Annotated in this window: 7 protein-coding genes; 4 read left to right on the forward strand and 3 right to left on the reverse strand. The window is 47.3% G+C overall.

Annotation, left to right across the window (positions count from 1 at the left end):
• Positions 1-3: 3 nt before the first annotated feature.
• From AZ66_RS25925 to AZ66_RS25935, 3 genes are all read left to right on the forward strand, one after another.
• Positions 4-600, forward strand: coding sequence for an ECF transporter S component (locus tag AZ66_RS25925; RefSeq protein WP_021260309.1), 597 nt, complete (start codon positions 4-6; stop codon positions 598-600).
• 64 nt (positions 601-664) lie between these two features.
• A complete protein-coding gene (locus tag AZ66_RS25930; RefSeq protein ID WP_044357509.1) occupies positions 665-2248 on the forward strand; it encodes an ABC transporter ATP-binding protein in 1584 nt (527 codons plus the stop codon).
• Positions 2245-3033, forward strand: a complete 789-nt coding sequence (locus AZ66_RS25935) for an energy-coupling factor transporter transmembrane component T family protein (protein WP_044357510.1) — start codon at positions 2245-2247, stop codon at positions 3031-3033. Before AZ66_RS25930 ends, AZ66_RS25935 begins: the two co-directional genes overlap by 4 nt.
• 192 nt (positions 3034-3225) lie before the next feature.
• Here the strand turns inward: AZ66_RS25935 and AZ66_RS25940 are convergent, their stop codons facing one another.
• Positions 3226-4161, reverse strand: coding sequence for a DMT family transporter (locus AZ66_RS25940; protein ID WP_044357511.1), 936 nt, complete (start codon positions 4159-4161; stop codon positions 3226-3228).
• 182 nt (positions 4162-4343) lie between these two features.
• Here AZ66_RS25940 and AZ66_RS25945 point away from each other — a divergent pair, with 182 nt between their 5' ends.
• Positions 4344-4718: a VOC family protein gene (locus AZ66_RS25945; RefSeq protein WP_044357513.1), complete on the forward strand. Its 375-nt coding sequence runs from the start codon at positions 4344-4346 to the stop codon at positions 4716-4718.
• 43 nt (positions 4719-4761) lie between these two features.
• On the opposite strand, the gene AZ66_RS25950 is transcribed toward AZ66_RS25945, so the two are convergent.
• Together AZ66_RS25950 and AZ66_RS25955 are read right to left on the reverse strand one after the other, a co-directional pair.
• Positions 4762-5106, reverse strand: coding sequence for an ArsR/SmtB family transcription factor (locus AZ66_RS25950; protein WP_044357515.1), 345 nt, complete (start codon positions 5104-5106; stop codon positions 4762-4764).
• A gap of 92 nt (positions 5107-5198) precedes the next feature.
• Positions 5199-5684 (reverse strand): DUF1697 domain-containing protein, encoded by a 486-nt coding sequence (locus tag AZ66_RS25955; protein WP_231587058.1) that lies wholly within the window; start codon positions 5682-5684, stop codon positions 5199-5201.
• Between the last annotated feature and the right edge of the window lie 31 nt (positions 5685-5715).

The raw sequence follows: 5715 nt of genomic DNA on the forward strand, positions 1-5715 counted from the left end.
GTTATGTTGCCAGAACAACAGAGAAGTAACAAATTAAAGTTTACGGATATTCTCATTACCGTGATGATTGGGGTCGTATTTGGTGTAATCTTCAAAATGTGGGAAAGCGTCTACAGTCTCGCGAAGCCGTTGTTCCCACAAGCAGGACAATTAACATATGGCATGTGGTTTATGGCTGGCCCATTCGCGTACCTGGTCATTCGCAAACCCGGCATCTGCTTCCTAGCAAGTCTTGCTGCCGCTAATTTATCGGCTATTCTTGGCTCTGCTTGGGGACTAGAGACGATTGTGTATGGCTGTGTACAAGGTCTGGCGGCAGAATTGGCATTCGCCTTGACTGGATACCGCAAGCACAGCATCGTCATCGCAGGTATCGCTGGCATTCTGTCCGCAGTCGGCTCATTCATCATCGATCTCGGTTACGGATATGCAGATTACGAGACATGGGTGCTCGTCTTGAAGTACGGACTTCGTGTCATTAGTGCGTTCATCTTCGCTGGCGTATTTGCCGGCTTGCTCGTTCGTGCATTGGAAGCGACAGGGGTAACCAAATCCATACGTCCTGTATCCAAAGAAGATTACGCGGTACTGAATCAATAGCACGCATAATATGAATAGATAGAATTTGTGCGTACGCCACAAATTCGGAATAAGGTGGTTACACATGCAACAGGAATCTCATGCGAATTCGTCTGCATTTGTTGACCGCTTGCGCCTAACATTTCCAGGAGAGGATTCCTTGCTGTTCAAGGACCTCTCCTTCCACATTTCTACTGGCGAGAAGGTACTGCTCCTCGGGCCAAGCGGTTGCGGCAAATCAACACTGCTGCAAGTATTAAGCGGAATTATGCCCCACTCTATCGAAGTGCCGATGAAATACGATCAGATTAAGCTTCCTTCAAGCTGGGGCTTCGTATTCCAAGATCCGGACAGCCAGTTCTGCATGCCATATGTAGATGAAGAGCTCGCCTTTGTACTGGAAAATCTCTCGATCCCCCGTGATCAAATGCCAGCATACATGACAGGCATACTTGAAAGAGTGGGATTGCAGTTCAACAATCTGCATACAGAAATCCATACGCTATCCCAAGGCATGAAGCAGCGGCTCGCGCTTGCGTCCGTCCTGCTGCTAGAACCAGAGGTGTTGTTCCTCGATGAGCCTACAGCGCTTCTTGATCCAGAAGGAACGAAGCAAGTCTGGGACACCGTGAAACAAGCTGCCGATTCCTCCACCATTCTAATCGTGGAGCACAAAATCGAGCATGTTATCGACATTATCACTCGTGTGGTGCTATTCGACAGCACTGGACGAATCATTGCGGACGACGAGCCGAGAAATGTATTTCTACACCATAAAGATAAGCTCATTGAGTATGGCATATGGTATCCAGGTGTATGGCAGGACTACATTCATTCAGAAGCCTACCAAGCCATATCGCAGCAACGAACGGCGAACGGATATCAACAGCCTCATTGCAAGCAGGACGGTGGGCGCATCTACGCGCGTCTGCAAGCCGTGCAGCCACTGCTCTCTTTGCGTGATTTTAGCGGATACTATGAAGAAATTCGTCGCATATTCGTCCCCAGCGTTGATATTTATCCGGGTGAATGGATTACGATTATCGGAGAGAACGGGGCTGGCAAGAGCACACTATTGTTGTCTCTTATGCAAATTCTGCCTACTAACGGCATGTATCTTATTGAGGGTCAAGAGCTGCCAGCACCGTCTCGCAAGCGATGGTTCCCGCGATTCAGAAATACGGGAAAGCAGCCTCCAGCCGAACTCGCCTTCGTATTTCAGAATCCTGAGATGCAGTTTCTAACGGATTCGATCTATGATGAGCTTGCTTATGAACCTAGGCAGAACAACTGGGATGAATCGGACATTGCACATAGAGTGGAACAAGTCTTGGAATCATTCGATCTGAATATCGGACAGGATCGGCATCCGTATCATTTGTCACTTGGTCAGAAACGCAGATTAAGTGTCGCCACAGCGATGATGCGCAAGCGTCCGATCCTGCTCCTGGATGAGCCTACCTTCGGGCAAGACGCTAAAAATACATTTGCTATATTGGAAAAGTTGAACCGGCTTCGGACAGAAGAAACCGCCATAGTCATGGTGACACATGACATGAATATCGTGGATCGTTTTGCAGATCGGATATGGCATGTTGAGCAAGGACAACTGATCGAAGTAGAAGCTTCCCCACGTGGACAGACAATGCGGGAGGTGCAGATGAAATGAAACTATTCGCTCCCAAATCTGAAACGTGGCTCCATCAGGTTAACCCTGCGCTCAAGCTTCTCGTCTTTCTCGCTTTGCTCATTATTGCGCTGCTAACCCGAGAGCTTGATTTTGCATGTTATCAGCTAATCTTCTACACACTGCTGTTGTTTCTATGCAGCGGCCACTCTACGAAGAAGCTGCTATTCGTGACAACACCGTTCCTTCTCTTGTTCGTCTCGACGGCATCCACGATGATCTTGTTCGGTAAGGGGGAGCATGAATGGTGGTCATGGGGAATAATCCGAATCACCGAGGAGAGCTTCTACCGCGGACTTGTCATCGGAGTGAAAACACTCTGTTTCGGCATGCTTGGCATCACATTCGCCTTCACGACGAAGCCAATATTGTTATTCTATGGGCTGATGCAGCAATTCCGGCTTCCGCCGCAATATGCTTATAGCTTCATCGCCTCCTTGCGGCTGCTCCCTGCGATCTGGGAGGATTACCGAGTTCGCACGCATGCCCTGCAAATCCGCGGCGTTCAATACAGCAAGGGATTTAAAGGGATATATGAGCGTCTTCGAATGTACGCCCTGCCACTGCTCGCACAGAGCATTCGCCGTGCGCAGCGAGTCGCTGTCGCAATGGAGGCGAAGCGGTTCCAGATGGGCCAATCACGTACCTACTATTATATTACACGCTGCCATTGGCGCGATGTATGGTTCACTCTGCTTATGGCTGGATTAATTACGCTCGCCTATATGGCCGCACTGCACTTCCCGTTCACCGGCCCGACCGTCTAATTGGCTTCAGATACAAAGAAACTCTCCCAAATCCAACAAGGAGAGTTTCTTCTCTTTCTTCTCTAGCAGGGAGATAAGATTCGCCAATAGTCTTGTTGAGCGCTGTCCAGCTGGCTGATTGCATCCCTTCAGAGTGTTGCATATTCAATATCTACCTTCGATTTACGGTATATGACCACGTATCATCCTCTGTCACTTTACCGATTGACCGATGCTTGATGTTCTAGCTCTTCGTCTCGGCTGAATGGTTGCCAAGCATACACCTGCCAGCACGAAGACAAGACCAACAGCAATCGACCACGTCATGCTGTCACCGTACAGCCATACGGACAATAGTGAGGTTATGATTGGTGTCAAATTCAAGTATATGCTCGCCTTGCTCGCACCGATCTGCTGCACACCAAGGTTGAAAATAATATACCCGATAAGCGTACCGCATACGACCATATACGCCATCTCTGTCCAGCCTTGCAGAGACATATCGGGAACTTTACCCCAACCCCCTTCAAAAAGCGAACTGACTCCCAGGGAAAGAGGACCTAACATGGTCATTACTGTAGTCGTGAACAAGGGAGAAACATCATGCACTACCCTTTTCCCAACAAGACTATATATGACCCCGCACATTAATGCTGCCAGAAACAATAAATCACCTTCGTTGAAGGACAAGCTAGCTAATCGATGCCATGAGCCCTTCGTAATTACGATAACCACACCGATGAAGGACAGCGCAAGGCTAATCCCAAACATGCCGTTCCATCGTTCCTTGAAGAATAACATCGCACCAAGCGAAACAAACAGCGGCATCGTCGCAATGATGAGTGAACCGTTAATTGCAGACGTATAATGCAGCGCCATAAAGAACAACGCATTGTATCCGAAAATTCCCGTAAGCGATACAATGAGAAGTCCCTTCCAATTCGCCCTCCATGCACGGAAATTCCACTCTGATCGCATCGTGAGCAGCACCGCTAAGATCATCCCTGCCAATGCAAATCGAATCGTTGCGGCAACAAGTGGAGGAATCTCGGTAATGACATGAGCTGCTGTAGAAAATGATCCACCCCAAAATAACGGCACAAGCAGCATAAGCACATAAATGCTTCGGTTATACTTTTGATTACTCATGATAATCGTTCACCCTTTAGTTAGATAATATGTTTAAACATTTAAACATACTTAGCAAAAAAATAAGCACTTCTTGCACAGAAAGAAACACTTCACCCATTGGATTTTACATCTTGATCCTATATAATAGGATTAGAAAATGAAACCACGTTCCACAGAACGGAACAAAAAGGAGGTTACGCATGTCCCACATCTTTCATGGTCTTGACCATATCCAGTTAGCTGCCCCCGTCGAATGTGAATCCGTAGCCCGGAAATTCTATCACGAATTATTGGGCTGGGCAGAGATTCCGAAGCCCGAAGCTCTTCAGCAGCGTGGAGGTGTATGGTTTCAATGCGGAAGTCACCAAGTCCATATCGGCGTGCAGCAAGACTTCGTTCCTGCGACAAAAGCTCATCCCGCCTTCGTTGTTACCAATCTTGAATCCCTACAGTCCCATCTCCTGCAGCATCATATTGAAGTGGCCGACGACTCTGCCCGGATAGAAGAAGGTGTAATTCGCTTCTATGTAAACGATCCATTTGGAAATCGACTTGAGTTCATGGAGTATCTGTAACACGATACGCATTCTTCTATCCGAACCGATATGCCTTCATTGGTTACACTCCCGCTTCAATGGACAACATCAACTCTTTAATCGTCGTCATAAATTCCCCTGCACGCAAGGAATACAGCTTCTCATTCGCCTGCTTGTCGAAGGTGATGAGCCCGGCTTGTCTTAAGATTTTCAGATGGTGCGAGACGGCCGGTCTCGATATTTCCATATGTTCGGTGATTTGGTTCACATTCAGAGCGCTATGTTCAAGCAGGAGTATAATGATCTGCTGCCGATTCGTGTCACCAAGCGCTTGAAAGATGGGTGTCGCCTGCTGAAACTTCTCCAACACCTGCTCTTTGTTACTGCTGCAATCATATTGTCCGTGCTCAGTCGTGATGATTCTCACCTCGTATGTTTATATGTTTAAACATTACATATTATGATGTGAAAATAGCCATTTTGTCAATAGAGTAAATCTCCATCGCACGAACCAATAGATTAATCATTCCCATTGCCATTCTCACGCTGCAGGAAATCATCAAGTTCACTCGCAAGCGCCGCAAGTTTCGTCATGGTATTCCAATTCCGTGTCGTTACATTCGATCCTAACTTTTGAAAATTATTTGCCAGCTTCGAATCCAAGACACTCTGGCGATACAAACAATATATCTCGCGACCTTGTATCTGGAATTCATCGACTTCTTGCATACCATTAGACAATATACTGGCGGTGTCAGGCGAAGGCTCACCCTTGTACATTGTAATCTGAATCCCCTCTCCTTCCTTCAGCGCAGCTGCATCATACGGACATTCAGCTACAATAGCATTCATTTCCTGAGCCGTCCGCAGCATGACGTTCGGCTTGAAGCCGAATGTATTCCCTATTTCCTCCTGGATTCGTGCTTCTATCCATTCCCTTGCTTCTGATGAAGCAAATACAACATTGCCGCTCTGCAGCACCGTTCGTACATGGGTAAAACTCATATTTTCAAAGAAGAAGCTTCAAATCCGCCAT

This window comes from Paenibacillus sp. E194 (genome assembly GCF_000935845.1).
Lineage (GTDB): Bacteria > Bacillota > Bacilli > Paenibacillales > Paenibacillaceae > Paenibacillus_B > Paenibacillus_B alvei_B.

Coding starts and splice junctions, on each gene's coding strand:
- AZ66_RS25925 (WP_021260309.1), top strand. CDS start 4: ATGTTGCCAGAACAACAGAGAAGTAACAAATTAAAGTTTACGGATATT.
- AZ66_RS25930 (WP_044357509.1), top strand. CDS start 665: ATGCAACAGGAATCTCATGCGAATTCGTCTGCATTTGTTGACCGCTTG.
- AZ66_RS25935 (WP_044357510.1), top strand. CDS start 2,245: ATGAAACTATTCGCTCCCAAATCTGAAACGTGGCTCCATCAGGTTAAC.
- AZ66_RS25940 (WP_044357511.1), bottom strand. CDS start 4,161: ATGAGTAATCAAAAGTATAACCGAAGCATTTATGTGCTTATGCTGCTT.
- AZ66_RS25945 (WP_044357513.1), top strand. CDS start 4,344: ATGTCCCACATCTTTCATGGTCTTGACCATATCCAGTTAGCTGCCCCC.
- AZ66_RS25955 (WP_231587058.1), bottom strand. CDS start 5,684: ATGAGTTTTACCCATGTACGAACGGTGCTGCAGAGCGGCAATGTTGTA.